Raw genomic sequence first — 16457 nt, 5'->3', positions numbered from 1 at the left:
CTTCACAAACTCGTGACTGGAAATCGCGTGCGCCGCAGGCTTAGCGCGATTGGGGTCACATTCAAGAAACAGTTGCCTCTGGATTCTGTGATCTTGTCGCGACCTGACTGCGTACCCCGAATGATGCCACCTAAGGCATTCTCAACAAGGGAAATCATGTCATGTTGCGCAAATTCGCTGTTGCTGGAGTTGCCAGTTTTCTGTTGACCACCTCTGCTTTGGCAGATGGGCACGCCAAGGATATCGTCGATACTGCGGTGGGCGCGGGCAGTTTTGAAACGCTCGTCGCTGCCGTTCAGGCCGCCGAACTGGTTGAAACGCTGAAAGGCGAAGGGCCGTTCACCGTTTTCGCCCCAACGGATGAGGCTTTTGCAGCGCTGCCCGAGGGCACGGTCGAAAATCTTCTGAAGCCCGAAAACAAGGACCAGTTGGTCGCAGTGCTGACCTATCACGTTGTCCCGGGCAAAGTGATGTCGGGTGATCTGTCCGATGACATGACCGCCGCCACCGTGCAGGGCGGAGATATCACCATCGATCTCGACAATGGCGTCATGGTGAATGATGCCAACGTTGTGCAAGCCGATATCGAAGCCGAGAACGGCGTGATCCATGTGATCGACAAGGTCATTCTGCCCGCGTCGTAAAGAACCGCAGCGCCCCGGTATACGTCCGGGGCGCGTCTATTAGGCCAGAACCGCCCCGGGGTTCATAATCCCCTGAGGATCAAGCGCTGTTTTAATCGCCCTCATGGCCTGCAACTTGACCGGATCACCATAGCGTTCCAGATCATCTGTCTTGAGCCGACCGACACCGTGTTCGGCGCTCATCGATCCACCAAATTCTTGAACCAGATCATGTACCGCGCGTTTGACCGCGCCCCGCTGTGCGACAAACTCCGCCTTATCCTGCCCGGCAGGTGGAAACACGTTATAGTGCAGATTACCGTCGCCCAGATGTCCAAAGCAGTTCACGCGAAACGGCCCCTGCCCAGCCACCACATCCGCACCACGCCGAATGAACTCTGGAATGCGGGAAATCGGGACCGAGATATCATGGCTGGAAACTGACCCGATCAGCCGGTTGGCCTCGGGGATGCGCTCGCGCACGGCCCAGAGATCTGACCGCTGTGCTTCGCTCTGCGCGATGACCGCATCGCGGACCAGATCGCGCTCATCAGCGGCGACATAAATCGCCTCAAGCATGTCCGAAGGGTCTTGGCCGACAGACAGGCCCAGCTCGATCAACACACTCCATTCCGGTTTTGCCGCAAAGGGTTGCCGCACGTCGGGCAAAACCTCGGTCAGGAATTTGAGTCCCTGCCCATGGATCAACTCAAACGTACTGACCGCTTCCCCCACTTGATCCCGCGCCACTGACAACAGATCAATGGCAGCCTCGGGTGAGGAGACCTGAAACATTGCGGTTCCAACGCCCCTGGGTCGCGGGAACAGCTTCAACGCCGCCGCCGTAATTATGCCAAGTGTCCCTTCGGACCCGATCATCAGGTTACGCAGGTCATAACCGGTGTTGTCCTTACGCAACCGGCTAAGCCCATGCCAGATCTCACCACTGGGCAATACCACCTCAAGCCCCAGGCACAGATCGCGCGCATTGCCATAGCGCAGCACATTCACGCCACCCGCATTGGTGGCCAGATTGCCGCCAATCCGGCAAGAACCCTGCGCAGCCAGCGACAGGGGAAATAGACGGTCCGCGTCTTCAGCGGCAGTCTGGACGTCGGCCAGAATGGCACCGGCCTCGGCCACAAGTATGTTCTCGGTGGGGTAAGTCGCCCGTATCGCCGTCATCCGTTCCAGGGAAACGATCAAAGGGACAGGACCATCCGGAACAACCTGCCCTCCTACCAGGCCGGTGCCGCCGCCATAAGGGACAACAGGCACCCGAGCGTCTGCGGCCAATTGCACCAAAGCCGACACATCTTCCACGGTGCGCGGCAAGGCAAGCAAACCGGGCTGCCCGACAAACCGCTGACGCGGCTCTTCAAGGTAACGATCTGCAATCGGGCGCAAAACGTCAGCACCCAATCGGGCTCTGATTGCTTCGGCAAGGCGGCTGTCTGCAGGGTTCAGTTTCATGGCTCTTCCCTGCCAAAGGCCACGGGCCGCGACAAGCCCTATTCCAGCTCTATCAGGTACTGAGGCTCCAGCACCACAACCGTCGGCCTGTCGGGCAGCGTGCGCAACGAGACGACAATCTCGGAGACCCCATCCCGTTCAACCGGGAATTCATCCCGAATATCCACCAAAAACCGCTGGAGCGAAAAGTCCGAGAACCAATGCATCGGGATAATGACCGAGCTTTTGAGGCGTTTCAGAACCTGAACCATCTCGGGCAAGGGCATCGTGGTGCCTCCGTCCACCGCCGCCATGACCACATCCAGCCGACCCAGTGCAGCGAATTGTTCATCCGACGGAATGTGATGCAGATGCCCCAGATGGCCGATGCACAACCCCTCGACCTCGAACACAAAGATCGAGTTTCCGCGATCTTCAATACCGCCATAGGCCGAACGGATATCGGTCGACACATTGCGAATCAGCATCTCACCCAGATCAAGATGGTGCTCGATGCCTTCGCCGAACTCGCCCCAGCCCGGCAAGACATACGGGATGGCCGGATCGGGATGGGCGGTCCAGTGGGTGCTGTGCGCATGGTTCATTGTGACCACGTCAGGAACTAGCGCAGCGCCGCCGATAAAACCGGTGAAATCGGTCACCGCGTTCAGCCCGCCCTGTGTCTGGATCAGAAACGATGCATGCGCGACATAGCTGATACGAACCGAAAACTCGGGCACGGGATCCTGCCACGCCGCTTTGTGAAGATATTCAATCCCCGGTGCCGCATCTGCGATGGCGATGCAGTGACTAGGCCGCCGCTCCTGCGCCACAGCCCCGCCTGCAATCATCATCAGTCCCGCAACAAACCGCCACATAGGGCAAGTGTAGCGCAATGGGCCAACAAGTCATGCCCTTGTTGATCTGGCCACGGATATCTCCAGGACAGGAGGCTTGCCATGCCTGGCGGCAGAGCCCTCTAGCCTGCCTCAGTCTTGCCCCGACGATCGGACCTTAGGCTGGCATACAGAACATGTGTTCGCCAGCGCCCATTGATCTGCAGATAAGACTGCGCCACGCCTTCGTATTTGAAGCCTGAGCTTTCCAGCAGACCGCGAGAGGCCTTGTTCTCAGGCAAACACGCGGCCTCGATCCGGCTTAAATCCAGACGGGTGAAGGCGTGATGAACAACGGCGCCAATTGCTTCGCGCATGAACCCCTGACGCGCAAAGGCCTGCCCGGTCCAATAGCCCAAGGTGCCAGCCTGCGCCGGACCACGGCGAACATTGTCCAACGTGATCGCCCCCAGCAGAATATTGTCTGTGCGACGAAACAGGAACAGAGGTATCGCCGTTCCACTCGCGACTGAGCGCTGGGCCCAATAGACCCGGTTGGTAAACGACTTGCGGCTCAGATGGTCCTTGGCCCAAACCGGCTCCCACGGCACCAGATAGTCCTTTGAAGCACGCCGCAGGGCGGTCCAGTCGTTGAAGTCGGAATGCATGGGCGGGCGCAGCGTCAAGCGCTCGGTTTCGAGTTTCAGCTTGCGTCTGCCTAACAGCATCACGCCGCACGCCTCTCCTGCAGATCCACCAGCGTCGGTGCGCCCGAGACCGGCCCATATAGCGCCAGCGCTGCAGGGGCTTTGACTGCCATGTCTTCGGCAAAGGCACGGACGTCCTCGGTGCTGACCGCATCGATCTTGGCCACGGTGTCCACAAGCGAGGGCACACGTCCCCAGATCTGCACCAGCCGCGCCAGACGTTCGGCCCGGTTCGACGGGCTTTCCAGCCCCATCAGCATCCCGGCCTTCATCTGGGCACGCGCACGCGCAACCTCTTCGGCGCTCATGTCATCAGCCGCGCGCTTCATCTCATCGATCGTGATACCTGCCAGTTCCGCGACCTGATCGGCGGAAGTTCCGGCATAGATCGTGGTTGTACCTGTATCCGCATAAGCGCCGGTCTGGGCAAAGATCGTATAGCAAAGCCCGCGCGTCTCGCGCACTTCCTGAAACAGGCGCGAGGACATGCCGCCGCCCAAAGCGGTGGAATAAATCTGGGCCGTATAGATCGCATCATCGCGATAACCGGGGCTTTCCAGCGCCAGTGCGAAATGCGCTTGCTCCAACTCTTTCTCCTGCCGCGCCTCTCCGCCGGTGAACCGCGCCGCCTCAGGGATCAGTCCCGTGCGCGGTTTCAGGTGGCCGAACATCTTTTCGGCCAGTTTCATCAGCGCGTCATGATCTACGGCTCCTGCGGCAGACAATATCATCTGCTCTGGCCCGTAATGTTCCGCCACGAAACCCGACAGATCGTCACGCGAAAACGCACTGACGCGCTCGGTCGGGCCCAGAATGGTGCGGCCAAGGGGTTGGTCGTGATAGCTCTGCTCTTGCAGCCAGTCAAAGATTACATCGTCCGGCGTATCATAGGCCTGACCAATCTCTTGCAGGATCACGCCGCGCTCGACCTCGATCTCGCGCGGGTCGAATACCGGGTTCAGGACGATGTCGCCGATCACGTCCATGGCCAGCGCCACATCGTCCTTCAGTACGCGTGCATAATAGGCCGTAACTTCGCGCGAGGTATAGGCGTTGATGTACCCGCCCACATCCTCGATCGCTTCGGCGATTTGCAGCGCAGAACGCCGCTGGGTTCCCTTGAACGCCATATGCTCAAGGAAATGCGCGATACCGTTCTGCTCGATCCGCTCGTGCCGCCCACCGGCGGTTACCCAGATGCCGATGGCCGCAGATTGCAGCCCCGGCATATGTTCACTGACGATACGAAATCCGTTCTTCAGTTGGTCCTGTCTGACTGTCACTCAGCAATATGCCTTCTGATATGATCCTCAAGGGCACCCAGATCGTTCGCAACGCGGGTCACCCGTTCCGGACGTTCATACAGATCAGACATGCGGGATGGAAGAGGCGGATGTTCGCCGCTTGCCTTCTCGACCGCCGCCGGGAACTTCGCGGGATGCGCGGTTGCGAGCGTGATCATGGGCGCATCGGCAGCGCGGTGGTCTTCAGCCACTTTGATCCCAACGGCGGTGTGCGGACAAACCAACTCGGCGCTGTGGACCATCGTGCGCCTGATCGTCTCAAGCGTCTCGTCCTCAGAAACGCGGCCCGAGTCAAAGCTTTCTCGCAGAGCCTCCATCGCGCCTTGGCTGACATTGAAGCCTCCGCTCTTGAGTTCATCCATCAACTGAGCGACTGCGCCGCCATCTTCGCCATAGGCGTAGTACAGTGCGCGCTCAAAGTTCGAGCTAACCTGAATATCCATCGAAGGGCTGATTGAGGGGATCGTATCGCCCTTGAAATATCCCTCGCCCGAGAGACAGCGATGCAGAATGTCGTTCTGGTTGGTCGCCACCACCAGACGATCGATGGGCAGCCCCATGCGTTTGGCCAGATAGCCTGCGAAGATATCGCCGAAATTCCCTGTCGGCACGGTGAAGCTGACCTTGCGATGTGGCGCGCCGAGGCTGACGGCGGCGGAGAAATAGTAAACGATCTGTGCCAACACGCGGGCGAAGTTGATCGAATTGACGCCTGCAAGTTTCACACCGTCGCGGAAATCAAAGTCGTTGAACATGTCTTTGAGCGCTGCCTGACAGTCATCGAAATCGCCGTCTACCGCCAAAGCGTGCACATTACTGTCTGCAGGCGTAGTCATCTGACGGCGCTGCACTTCTGAAACACGGCCATGTGGGAACAGGATGAACACATCCACCGCATCCAGCCCACGGAACGCCTCGATGGCGGCAGAACCGGTGTCCCCGCTCGTCGCGCCGACAATGGTCACGCGATCTTCGCGCCGTTTGAGCGCGACCTGGAACAGCTGGCCGATTAGCTGCATGGCGAAATCTTTGAAGGCCAGCGTGGGGCCGTGAAACAGCTCCAGCAGAAAATGGTTCTCGTTCAGCTGCTTCAAGGGCGCGCGGGCGTCATGGCCGAAGCCCTCATAAGCGCGCGCTATGATCTTTTTGAACTCATCATCAGAGAACGAGCCGCTCACATAAGGCCACATCACGCGGAATGCGATTTCTTCATAGGACAGGCCAGCCAACGCAGCAATTTCGTCCTGCGACATCACCGGAATTTCAGCGGGCAAGTACAGACCACCATCACGGGCCAGTCCGGTCAGCATCGCCTCTTCAAAGGTCAGTTCGGGCGCCTGCCCGCGGGTCGAGATGTATTTCATGTCGCGTCACTTTCGGAATTGGCACGGCTACGCCACAGGAAGTATCCGGTCATTGCGGCCCAGACCAGAGCAAGACCAAACCAGATGATTGCATATTGCAAATGATCGTTGGGGATGCCCGCCGTATCCACCGGCATTGGCGTTACATTCGGATCGGTTTCCGAGCGGGCAATTAGCAACACCGGCTCAGCCCCCAGCGCGGCGGCCAGACTGGGCACATCACGGGCGAACCAGATGTTGCCGTCAATATCTGCGTCAGGCGTGTAGCCATCAACTTCATCGGGCCAGTGCAGGTTGCCGGTGATTTCCATCGGGCCAGTCAGGCGAACAGCCTGCTTGGCTGTGGTCGGCACAAAGCCGCGATCCACCAGAATAGTCCGGTCGTCGGTGGCAAAGGACTGGATGATCCGATACCCCGGCCCCACCTGCTTGACCGAAACCAAAACGTGGATCTCGCCCGGTTCGATCTCGCCTGTGACCGTCACCGGCAGGTATTTGTCCGCATCTTCGGACACCTGCAATGGCAAGGCGACAGGATCGGCAGCGATGCGGCTTTCGATCTCGGCCAGCACCTCCTGTTTCCAGGTCAGCCGCTGCAGTTGCCAAGTGCCCAGCGACAGCAGCAGGCCCAGACCGGCAAAGCCGAAGATCAGCAGAAACAGAATGCGACGCATATTGGGATCAGACCTTGTTGCGTGAACCGGCGCCTTGTTAAGGGGCACGTGAACCGAAGTGCAACCATGTAATTGTATGGGGCGCAATCTTGCGCCCCTGATTGAGAAAAAGCCGCCCCGTGGGGCGGCTTTTGCAATTGGATCACCTGCGTGGCGTTACATCAGCGGGGCCTGACCCCAGATGTAGACGGCGAAAAACAGGAACAGCCAGACGACGTCAACGAAGTGCCAGTACCAAGCGGCAGCCTCGAAACCGACGTGTTTCTCGGGCGTAAAGTCCCCCTTCAGGGCGCGGATCAGACAGACCGACAGGAAGATGGTGCCGATAATCACATGCGCGCCGTGGAAACCGGTTGCCATGAAGAAGTTCGAATAGAACTGATCGCCACCGAACTCCCAACCCTCATGGGCCAGTAACTCATAGTATTCAAACGCCTGAAGCGCAGTAAAGGCGATGCCCAGAACGATACCAATGGCCAGACCATTGATCAGCGCCTTGCGGTCATTGTCATGAACAAGCGCGTGGTGGGCCCAAGTAATCGCACAACCTGACAGCAACAGGACCAAAGTGTTGATCAGTGGCAGGTGGAACGGATCAACGGCGTGGATATCCGGCTGGATGTATTCAGTACCGGCATAGTCGTACATCGGATACATGCGATGTTTGAAGAACGACCAGAACCAGGCGAAGAAGAACATCACCTCGGACATCACGAACAGGATAAAGCCATAGCGCAGGCCGATACGCACGACCGGCGTATGATCGCCCTGACGGCTTTCAACCACGACTTCGGACCACCATGCAAACATGGTATAAAGAACCCCGACCAGCCCCATCCAGAAGATCCACGGGGTGATCCCGTGCATCCAAAGAACGGCCCCGAACAGCATCACAAATCCGCTTACCGCGCCGATCAGTGGCCAGATTGACGGGTTCAGAATGTGGTAATCATGGTCTTTTGCGTGTGCCATCAGCGTCCCTCACCTACAGGCGTTAGTTCTTGTTTGTCTCAGCCTGCACGTCAAGGGCGGCATAGCCCTCGGGCAGATCAATCTCATAGAATGTATACGACAGCGTGATCGTATGCACATATTTTGCTTCGGGATCTTCGATCAGTTCGGGATCGACGAAGAACGTAACGGGCATCTCGACTCGCTCGCCCGGCTCCAACACCTGTTCATCGAAGCAGAAACAGGCGATTTTCTGAAAATACCCCCCGGCGGAATAGGGCGCCACGTTGTAGGACGCCTGCCCTGCGACGGGCTTGTCGGTTGGATTGTACGCTTCGTAGAACGCCAGACCTGTCTCACCGATACGTATTTTCATCTCGCGTTCGACGGGATTGAATTCCCACGGCATACCCTTGGCCTTGGAGGCATCAAATCGGACTGTCACCACTTGGTCGAGAATGTCATCAGGGGCTTTCTCGGCAACCCCCGTGGTCCCTCCATACCCCGTGACCCGGCAGAACCAATTATAAAACGGCACCGCTGCCCATGCCAAACCGCCCATAAGGACGACGACGCCGACCAGTTGCGCGACCGTTTTCTGTGGCCCCGTCAACTTCATCAGTTCTGCACCTGCTGCGTCGCCAGACTAAAATCTGTGTTCGAGACCTTGACGACTGTCAGGCCGAAGATGATCACGATGAACGCGGCCAGTGTCAGGCCGACGCCCAGATTGCGGCTGAACCGTCTTTGGTGAAGTTCGTGAGTTTTGCGCAGGCTCATGACCAGCCTCCTAATCCGTAAGGTTTCAACAGGGCCTCGACGAGAATCGCGCCGAAATGCAGAAACAAGTACAGCAGCGACAGTTTGAAAAAACTGCGTTCGACCTTGAAGTTGTCGGCCTCCGAATCGTCTTCGTTTCGACGAGAAATCTGCCAGGCCCCCCGCAGAAACAAGCCATTCAGAACCAGCGCAACAACTAGATAAATCGGGCCTCCGATATCCGAGAACGCAGTCCCCACCGCCAGCAACGCCAGCAACGCGGTATAAACCAGAATATGCCAGCGCGTCGCGCGTCGACCATGGGTGACGGTCAACATCGGCACCCCGGCATCGTCATAGTCCGAGCGCATGAACAAAGCCAAAGCCCAGAAATGCGGAGGTGTCCACATGAATGTCAGGGCAAACATCAACCACGGTTCGAGAGTCATCGAGCCAGTGGCCGCGACCCATCCGATGACCGGCGGGAACGCCCCCGCGGCACCACCAATGACGATGTTCTGCGGAGTCGAGCGTTTCAGCCACATCGTGTAGACGACGACATAGAAGAAAATTGTGAAGGCCAGAAACGCCCCTGCAAACCAGTTGGTTGCCAAACCCAGCATAATCACGGACAGGCCAGACAGAGCCAGACCCAGCGCCAATGCCTCGCCTTCTTCGACTTTGCCAGAGGGGATTGGACGGCCTTTGGTGCGCTTCATCACGCGGTCGATATCCGCGTCCCACCACATGTTCAGCGCGCCGGATGCACCGCCACCAATAGCGATGAACAGGATGGCGCAGAAGCCAACAAACGGATGTATCGGAACCGGAGCCGCAAGCAGTCCGACCAAAGCCGTGAATACGACCAGCGACATCACGCGCGGCTTCAGCAGGGCGAAATAATCGCCAAAGCTGGCCTCGTCCGCGCGGGTCTGCGCAGAGACGGTGCTGGCATTGAAGCTTGCGTCGCTCATATCCGGTCCTTTTCGGGGCAAAAGCTGCGCGATTTCCGCGCAGCCCGCATGTGTTTACCTAGGCCGCAAAGGGCTTAGTTCGAGGCCACTTGGTAGGAAGCAGGCTGACCTGCATATTCTTCAAGCGCACCCTGCAGCCACTGTTCATATGCCTCTTCGCTGACCACTTTGACAGTGATTGGCATATAGGCATGGTCTTTACCGCACAGCTCAGAACACTGTCCGAAATAGACGCCTTCCTTGTCTGCTTCGAACCACAGTTCGGCCAGACGACCAGGAACGCCGTCCTGCTTCACGCCGAACGAAGGAATGGTCCAGGAATGGATCACGTCCGATGCAGTAACCTGCATCACGACAATCTTGCCGACCGGAACAACGACCGCGGTGTCGGTGGCGAGCAGCCATTCGTCTTCGCCATAGCCTGCATCGGCCAGCTTCGCCCGCATCGCATCGTCCAGAACAAATGGGGTTACGTCGGCATCCGCCGGGCGCGCGCCCTCGTCCAAGGTGGCCGGGTGGCCCAGGAGATAGCTATCGAAGGCAAAGTCATGATCGACATATTCGTAGGTCCAGTACCACTGGTTCCCCACGACTTTGATGGTGATGTCGCCTTCGGGAATCTCTTGTTGCTTGAAAAGAACCGGCAGCGAGAAAGCCCCGATGAAGACCAGAATCAGGATCGGGCCCAAAGTCCAGGCAATCTCAACCGGAGTGTAATGCGAGAACCGAGCCGGGTTCGGGTTTACGCGCTGGTTGTAGCGTACGATGCAGTAAACCAGCAGACCCGCAACAAACACACAGATCGCGGTGATGATCACCAGAATCATGTTGTCCAGCGACTGAATCCCTTCGGCAAGGCTGGTGGCAGCAGGCTGGAACCCCATACCGCCGTCAACCGGCTTGCCAATAATCTCAAGCTCCTGAGCCATGGCGGGAAGGCTGGAGAGGGCCGTAGCAAGCCCGGAAAGCATCAAAGCATTCTTCATTTTCTGTCCTGATCGTTTGATCTTTGCGTCTCTCGCGAAAAGGTGTGAATCGGTCGCACCTCTCCCGTTGTCTTTGGCCGCGTTAAAAACCATATTCCGTCGGGTAGATAAAGCAAAATGCTTGCGTCAAACAGACGCTATTTTTGATCTGGATCAAACCCGAAAGGTCACAACTGATGACTCAGGCCCCGTTTCGCCCGTTTGAAAGCGTTCTTCCCGAGGATGAAGCGCTTGCTGTACTGAAGGCTGCAACTGATGGCGCCGAGGATGGGGAACTGTTCGTAGAACGGCGCAAATCCGAATCTTTGGTGTTTGATGACGGCCGATTGCGCACGGCCTCTTACGACGCTTCCGAGGGATTCGGTCTTCGCGCGGTGCAGGGTGAAGTGGCTGGATACGCGCATTCAACGGATGTTTCGATTCCCTCTCTGAAGCGTGCAGCCGAAACCGCGCGGTTGGCGGTCGGCGATGGTGGTGGGACGCTGGCCGGGCCACCACGTGCCACCAATACCAGGTTATATACCGATGAAGACCCGATCGAATCCGCCGCCTTCCCGGTCAAAATCGAGACACTGCGCGAGATAGACGCTTTTACCCGTGGTCTGGATTCCCGGGTTGTGCAAGTCAGCGCCACGATTGCCGCTGCAGTGCAGGAGGTCGAGATTCTTCGCCCCGATGGTGTGCAGGTGCGCGATATACGCCCGATGACCCGCCTGAACATCTCGGTTATCGTAGAACAGAACGGCAGGCGCGAAAGCGGCTCTGCCGGAGGTGGCGGTCGCGTGGGGCTGGATGGCTTGATCGATCCCTCAGACTGGCAAGATAAGGCGCGTGAGGCTCTGCGGATCGCGATGGTCAATCTGGATGCCGTCCCTGCACCTGCCGGCGTGATGGAAGTCGCGTTGGGCCCCGGATGGCCCGGTATTCTGTTGCACGAGGCCATCGGCCACGGGCTTGAAGGTGATTTCAACCGCAAGGGCAGTTCCGCTTTTGCCGGGCTGATGGGGCAGCAGATCGCTTCGAAAGGTGTAACAGTCGTGGATGATGGGACGATTGCAGACCGACGCGGTTCGATATCAGTGGATGACGAGGGTACACCCAGTTCGCGTACAGTTCTGATCGAGGATGGAATCCTCACCGGATATATGCAGGACCGCCAGAACGCACGCCTGATGGGCGTTGCTCCAACCGGGAACGGCCGGCGTCAAAGCTATGCCCATAAACCGATGCCGCGCATGACCAACACGATCATGTTGGGTGGCGATGCCGATCCGGCCTCGTTGGTGGCAGATATCAAAGACGGCATCTGGGCTGTGGGCTTCGGCGGTGGCCAGGTCGACATCACCAACGGCAAGTTCGTGTTCTCCTGCACCGAGGCATATCGTGTCGAGAACGGCAAGATCGGCGCTCCGGTCAAAGGCGCGACGCTGATTGGCGACGGCCCCTCGGCGCTAAAACGCATTCGGGGACTGGGCAATGACATGGCGCTGGATCCCGGCATGGGCACATGTGGCAAGGATGGGCAATGGGTGCCGGTCGGTGTCGGCCAACCTACCGTTTTGATGGATGGGCTGACTGTGGGCGGCTCTGCCACCTGAGTCGGCCCAAAATGAGAATCGAGGCGCGAAGGGTTAACACACTACCCTTCGCGTGAAATCAAAAACTCATCCATGGATATGTGAGCCAAGATAATTCGCACGAATTTTCTTTCTTTCTTTCAATGACATAATCATCTCTCCGAGGGATGGGTTCGAAAAATACTGATCTAATTTTCTAAGATTCACAGGCTGTTAACCCGCTGCACTGTAAACCAGTTTTGCAATCAGGCGGAGCATCGGATGACCGAAGAGCAGCTTTCTTCCAATCACCCCCCACTCCCACCCACCACGGAAGAGGACCGGTTTTCCTGGCTCCGTCTGTTGCGCTCACGCAAAGTAGGGCCGGCAACATTCCGGCGCTTATTGCGCGAACATGGCTCGGCGCAGAACGCGCTGGCCGCGTTGCCGGAAATGGCGCGCGCTGCCGGGATCGAGGATTATGAAATCTGCCCGTCCGGCGTAATTGAGGCGGAGCTCAAGGCCGCAAAGGTCGCCAAAGCGCGGCTTTTGTGCCTTGGGGCCGCCGATTACCCTTACGCGTTATGTGACCTTTCGGATGCGCCCCCGATGCTTTGGGCAATCGGCGATCCGTCGATCTTGAAACGCCGGGCAATTGCCATGGTCGGGGCACGGAACTGTTCTTCGCTGGGCGCGCGCATGGCGCGGGCGTTGGCGACGGATCTGGGTAAGCAAGACTATGTCGTGGTCTCGGGGCTTGCCCGCGGCATTGACACCTCGGCGCACCTCGCCACGTTGGCGACCGGTACTGTGGCAGTGTTAGCAGGTGGGGTAGATGTGATTTATCCGGCCGAAAATGCCGATCTTGCGCGAGATATCGCAGAAACCGGTCTTCGCCTGTCTGAACAACCGATGGGCACAACGCCTCAGGCAAGACATTTTCCACGCCGCAATCGCATCATCTCGGGTCTGGCGCAGGCAGTAGTCGTTGTCGAGGCCGCGGCGAAATCCGGCAGCTTGATCACCGCGCGGGACGCCCTGGACCAAGGGCGCGAGGTTCTGGCCGTGCCCGGCCATCCCTTTGACGCTCGTGCCGCAGGATGCAATCTGCTGATCCGAGACGGGGCTATACTCGTCCGCAATGCAGAAGACGTGATTGATGCTTTGCCCAAGCAACAGCTACAATCTTCTGCCCAACAAATCCTACCCCTTGGAACCGACGCAGACTCAGCCGAATTCACGCCCCAAGCCTTGCACGAGGCGATTCTGACTCGACTTGGCCCATCTCCGATCGCGGAAGACCAGTTGATCCGGGACATCGCTGCATCTGCGGGCGAAGTCGGCCCTGTGTTGGTCGATCTGGAGCTTGAGGGCAAGATTCAGCGGCAACCAGGCGGCCTGCTGTCACTTTGCGCCTAAGCTATCGAACGGATTCGACACCGGATTCCGCGAGCGGTGCGGCCAGAACCGGCTTGAATTCAGAGTATTTTTAGTAGTGAAAACGAACGCATTGACAATTCGATCTTGCCCCACACATTTTGCACGGTCATACAAAGCGCAAAATCCGTCGAGCGAGGATTCCTCTTAAATGCCCGTAGTTGTTGTAGAATCTCCGGCCAAAGCAAAAACGATCAATAAATATCTTGGCCCCGACTACACCGTTTTGGCCTCATATGGCCATGTGCGGGACCTGCCGCCGAAGGATGGGTCGGTCGATCCCGAGCATGAATTTTCAATGAAATGGGAGGTCGGCAATGACAGCCGTAAGCATGTCAAGGCGATCGCCGACGCTCTGAAAGAAGACAACGCACTGATCCTCGCGACCGACCCTGATCGAGAAGGCGAGGCAATCAGCTGGCACCTCCAAGAAGCGCTGACCAAGCGGCGTTCGATCAAGAAGGACACGCCAGTCAGCCGTGTGACGTTCAACGCGATCACCAAGGACGCCGTGACCGAGGCGATGCAGAACCCGCGTGAGGTCGATATGCCGCTGGTCGAGGCTTACCTGGCCCGCCGCGCGTTGGACTATCTGGTAGGGTTCAACCTGTCACCCGTTCTGTGGCGCAAGTTGCCGGGTGCCCGTTCAGCGGGGCGCGTGCAATCGGTCTGCCTGCGCCTCATCGTTGAACGCGAGATGGAGATCGAAGCCTTCAAGCCGGTCGAATACTGGTCGGTCAAAGCTGTGTTCGAGACGCCTCGGGGCCAGACCTACGAGGCGCGTCTGGTCACGCTGGCAGGCAAGAAACTGGACAAGCACGATCTGGCCAACGCAACGCAAGCCGAACTGGCGGTTCAGGCGATCACCAGCCGTGATCTGAGCGTGACATCGGTCGAGGCCAAGCCTGCCGCGCGCAACCCCTCTGCCCCGTTCATGACGTCGACCTTGCAGCAAGAAGCCAGCCGCAAGTTCGGCATGGGTGCACGCCATGCGATGCAGGTGGCCCAGCGACTGTATGAGGCCGGATACATTACCTACATGCGAACCGACGGCATCGACATGGCCCCCGAGGCCGTGGCGGCAGCGCGCGATGTAATCGCCGACCGTTATGGTGCGGAATACGTGCCAGACAGCCCGCGCATGTACAAAAACAAGGCCAAAAACGCTCAGGAAGCACACGAGTGTATTCGCCCGACAGATATGTCGCGCGATGCCAAGGCGCTGAAGGTGACCGATGAGGATCAGCGCAAGCTTTATGATCTGATCTGGAAACGCACCATTGCCTGTCAGATGGCTGCCGCACGGCTTGAACGGACGACTGTTGAGATTACCAGCACGGACGGTCAGGTTGGCCTGCGCGCCACTGGTCAGGTGGTGCTGTTCGATGGCTTCATGCGCGTTTACGAAGAAGGCCGCGATGACGTGGTCGACGATGACGACAAGCGCTTGCCACAGATCATGCAGGGCGATCCCGCACGTTTTGCCAAGACCTCGCTGCGTGATCAGTTTGCCAAGGCCACCGCCGACTCGGAAAAGGCCGCCATTCTGGCCGAGAACGAATCCGTTCTGGCGCTGCAGCACCACACCCAACCGCCGCCGCGCTATACAGAGGCGACGCTGGTCAAACGGATGGAAGAGCTGGGGATCGGGCGTCCGTCGACCTATGCCTCGATTGTCACCACGATTCAGGATCGTGAATATGTACGTAAAGACAAGAATCGGCTGATCCCCGAAGAAAAGGGCCGGATCGTCACCATCTTCCTGCTGAATTTCTTTCGCCAGTATGTGGGCTACGAGTTCACCGCCAATCTGGAAGAAGAGCTTGACGACGTCAGCGCAGGTGAACGCGACTACAAGGATCTGCTGGGCAAGTTCTGGCGCGATTTCTCTGCCGCGATTGGTGAGACATCGGAGCTGCGTATCTCGGAAGTGCTGGACAAGCTGGACGAAGCGCTGGCACCGCAGCTGTATCCGCCGCGTGAAGATGGCTCGGACCCGCGCATTTGCCCGAAATGCGGTGTTGGCCAGTTACATCTGAAAACTTCGCGCACCGGCGGGTTTGTCGGTTGTGGCAACTATCCTGAGTGCACTTATACCCGTCCGATCGCTGGTGAGGGCGCGGAAGGTGACGAGCGTTTGCTGGGCGAAGATGGGGGCGATGAGATCTGGCTGAAATCCGGTCGATTTGGGCCATATGTCCAGCGCGGAGAGCCCACGCCTGAGAACAAGAAGCCTCCTCGTGCGTCCCTGCCCCGTGGCTGGAGCAAAGACGACATGGATCTGGAGAAAGCGCTGACTCTTCTGTCCTTGCCCCGTCAGATCGGCGAGCACCCCGAAGGCGGCATGATCAGTTCGAACTTTGGTCGCTTTGGACCTTATCTAATGCATCAGTTGGCCGACGAGGCAAAGCCTGTCTACGCCAACCTCAAAGACCCGAACGATGTGTTTGAGATCGGTATGAACCGCGCCGTCGAACTGTTGGCCGAAAAACGCGCCAATCCAGGTCGCGGACGTCGGGCGGCCGCGAAGCCGCTGAAAGAGCTGGGCGACCATCCCGATGGCGGCGCGATGCAGGTACTGGACGGGCGCTATGGACCGTATGTGAAATGGGAAAAGGTCAACGCGACGATCCCCAAAGACATCAAGCCCGAGGATGTGACCCAGGAAATGGCCATCGAACTGGTCAATGAACGCGCGGCCAAGAAAGGCACAAAGAAAAAGGCAGCCCCCAAGAAGAAAGCTGCTGCCAAGAAGACCACCAAGAAAGCAAGTTAGGTAGAAATACCACCTGCCCCTTGGATTCGTTGACTTCCCCGTGACGTGGCGGCACAAA

At 58.2% G+C, this 16457-nt stretch carries 15 protein-coding genes; 4 read left to right on the top strand and 11 right to left on the bottom strand.

All coding sequences use genetic code 11. The annotated features are described in order from the left end of the window. Window positions 1–161: 161 nt before the first annotated feature. Window positions 162–644 carry a fasciclin domain-containing protein gene (locus ACR0AY_RS06695; RefSeq protein ID WP_170397302.1) on the top strand — a complete coding sequence of 161 codons (483 nt, stop codon included), beginning with the start codon at window positions 162–164 and terminating at the stop codon, window positions 642–644. Between the two features lie 39 nt (window positions 645–683). Here the strand turns inward: ACR0AY_RS06695 and ACR0AY_RS06690 are convergent, their stop codons facing one another. The 11 genes from ACR0AY_RS06690 to coxB all read right to left on the bottom strand — a co-directional run bounded on the left by ACR0AY_RS06690 (window position 684) and on the right by coxB (window position 10630). Then, window positions 684–2096 carry an FAD-binding oxidoreductase gene (locus ACR0AY_RS06690; RefSeq protein ID WP_170511371.1) on the bottom strand — a complete coding sequence of 471 codons (1413 nt, stop codon included), beginning with the start codon at window positions 2094–2096 and terminating at the stop codon, window positions 684–686. A gap of 38 nt (window positions 2097–2134) precedes the next feature. Beyond that, window positions 2135–2953, bottom strand: a complete 819-nt coding sequence (locus ACR0AY_RS06685) for an MBL fold metallo-hydrolase (protein ID WP_170511373.1) — start codon at window positions 2951–2953, stop codon at window positions 2135–2137. Window positions 2954–3054: 101 nt separating this feature from the next. Next, complete coding sequence (locus ACR0AY_RS06680) at window positions 3055–3639, bottom strand: GNAT family N-acetyltransferase (RefSeq protein WP_170397308.1); 585 nt, start codon at window positions 3637–3639, stop codon at window positions 3055–3057. Further along, window positions 3639–4901, bottom strand: coding sequence for a M16 family metallopeptidase (locus ACR0AY_RS06675; protein WP_170511375.1), 1263 nt, complete (start codon window positions 4899–4901; stop codon window positions 3639–3641). The genes ACR0AY_RS06680 and ACR0AY_RS06675 overlap by 1 nt, the downstream gene beginning before the upstream one ends. Beyond that, window positions 4898–6286, bottom strand: coding sequence for a threonine synthase (gene thrC / locus ACR0AY_RS06670; RefSeq protein WP_480453884.1), 1389 nt, complete (start codon window positions 6284–6286; stop codon window positions 4898–4900). Before thrC ends, ACR0AY_RS06675 begins: the two co-directional genes overlap by 4 nt. After that, the gene (locus ACR0AY_RS06665) at window positions 6283–6960 is read right to left on the bottom strand and encodes an SURF1 family protein (protein ID WP_170511377.1); all 678 of its coding nucleotides are present in this window, start codon (window positions 6958–6960) and stop codon (window positions 6283–6285) included. The genes thrC and ACR0AY_RS06665 overlap by 4 nt, the downstream gene beginning before the upstream one ends. A 156-nt stretch (window positions 6961–7116) precedes the next feature. Further along, window positions 7117–7932, bottom strand: a complete 816-nt coding sequence (locus ACR0AY_RS06660) for a cytochrome c oxidase subunit 3 (RefSeq protein ID WP_170397316.1) — start codon at window positions 7930–7932, stop codon at window positions 7117–7119. A 22-nt stretch (window positions 7933–7954) separates the two neighbouring features. Continuing rightward, window positions 7955–8530 (bottom strand): cytochrome c oxidase assembly protein, encoded by a 576-nt coding sequence (locus ACR0AY_RS06655; RefSeq protein ID WP_170511378.1) that lies wholly within the window; start codon window positions 8528–8530, stop codon window positions 7955–7957. Then, on the bottom strand, window positions 8530–8691 hold the full coding sequence (locus tag ACR0AY_RS06650; RefSeq protein WP_170397320.1) for a hypothetical protein: 162 nt from the start codon (window positions 8689–8691) through the stop codon (window positions 8530–8532). Before ACR0AY_RS06650 ends, ACR0AY_RS06655 begins: the two co-directional genes overlap by 1 nt. Continuing rightward, the gene (gene cyoE / locus ACR0AY_RS06645; RefSeq protein ID WP_170397322.1) at window positions 8688–9644 is read right to left on the bottom strand and encodes a heme o synthase; all 957 of its coding nucleotides are present in this window, start codon (window positions 9642–9644) and stop codon (window positions 8688–8690) included. Before cyoE ends, ACR0AY_RS06650 begins: the two co-directional genes overlap by 4 nt. 74 nt (window positions 9645–9718) lie before the next feature. Beyond that, complete coding sequence (gene coxB / locus ACR0AY_RS06640) at window positions 9719–10630, bottom strand: cytochrome c oxidase subunit II (RefSeq protein ID WP_170397324.1); 912 nt, start codon at window positions 10628–10630, stop codon at window positions 9719–9721. 176 nt (window positions 10631–10806) lie between these two features. Between coxB and tldD the strand changes: the two genes are divergently transcribed. The 3 genes from tldD (at window position 10807) to topA (ending at window position 16399) form a co-directional block, all read left to right on the top strand. After that, window positions 10807–12228 carry a metalloprotease TldD gene (gene tldD, locus ACR0AY_RS06635; RefSeq protein WP_170511380.1) on the top strand — a complete coding sequence of 474 codons (1422 nt, stop codon included), beginning with the start codon at window positions 10807–10809 and terminating at the stop codon, window positions 12226–12228. Window positions 12229–12468: 240 nt separating this feature from the next. Beyond that, window positions 12469–13605 (top strand): DNA-processing protein DprA, encoded by a 1137-nt coding sequence (dprA, locus tag ACR0AY_RS06630; RefSeq protein WP_170511382.1) that lies wholly within the window; start codon window positions 12469–12471, stop codon window positions 13603–13605. 169 nt (window positions 13606–13774) lie between these two features. Further along, entirely contained in the window at window positions 13775–16399 is a 2625-nt protein-coding gene (gene topA / locus ACR0AY_RS06625) for a type I DNA topoisomerase (RefSeq protein WP_170511384.1), read from the top strand. Window positions 16400–16457 lie beyond the last annotated feature (58 nt).

This window comes from Ruegeria sp. A5 (assembly GCF_056543005.1).
The sequence above is the reverse complement of the archived record's forward strand: the minus strand, read 5'-3'. Positions and strand labels throughout refer to the sequence as shown.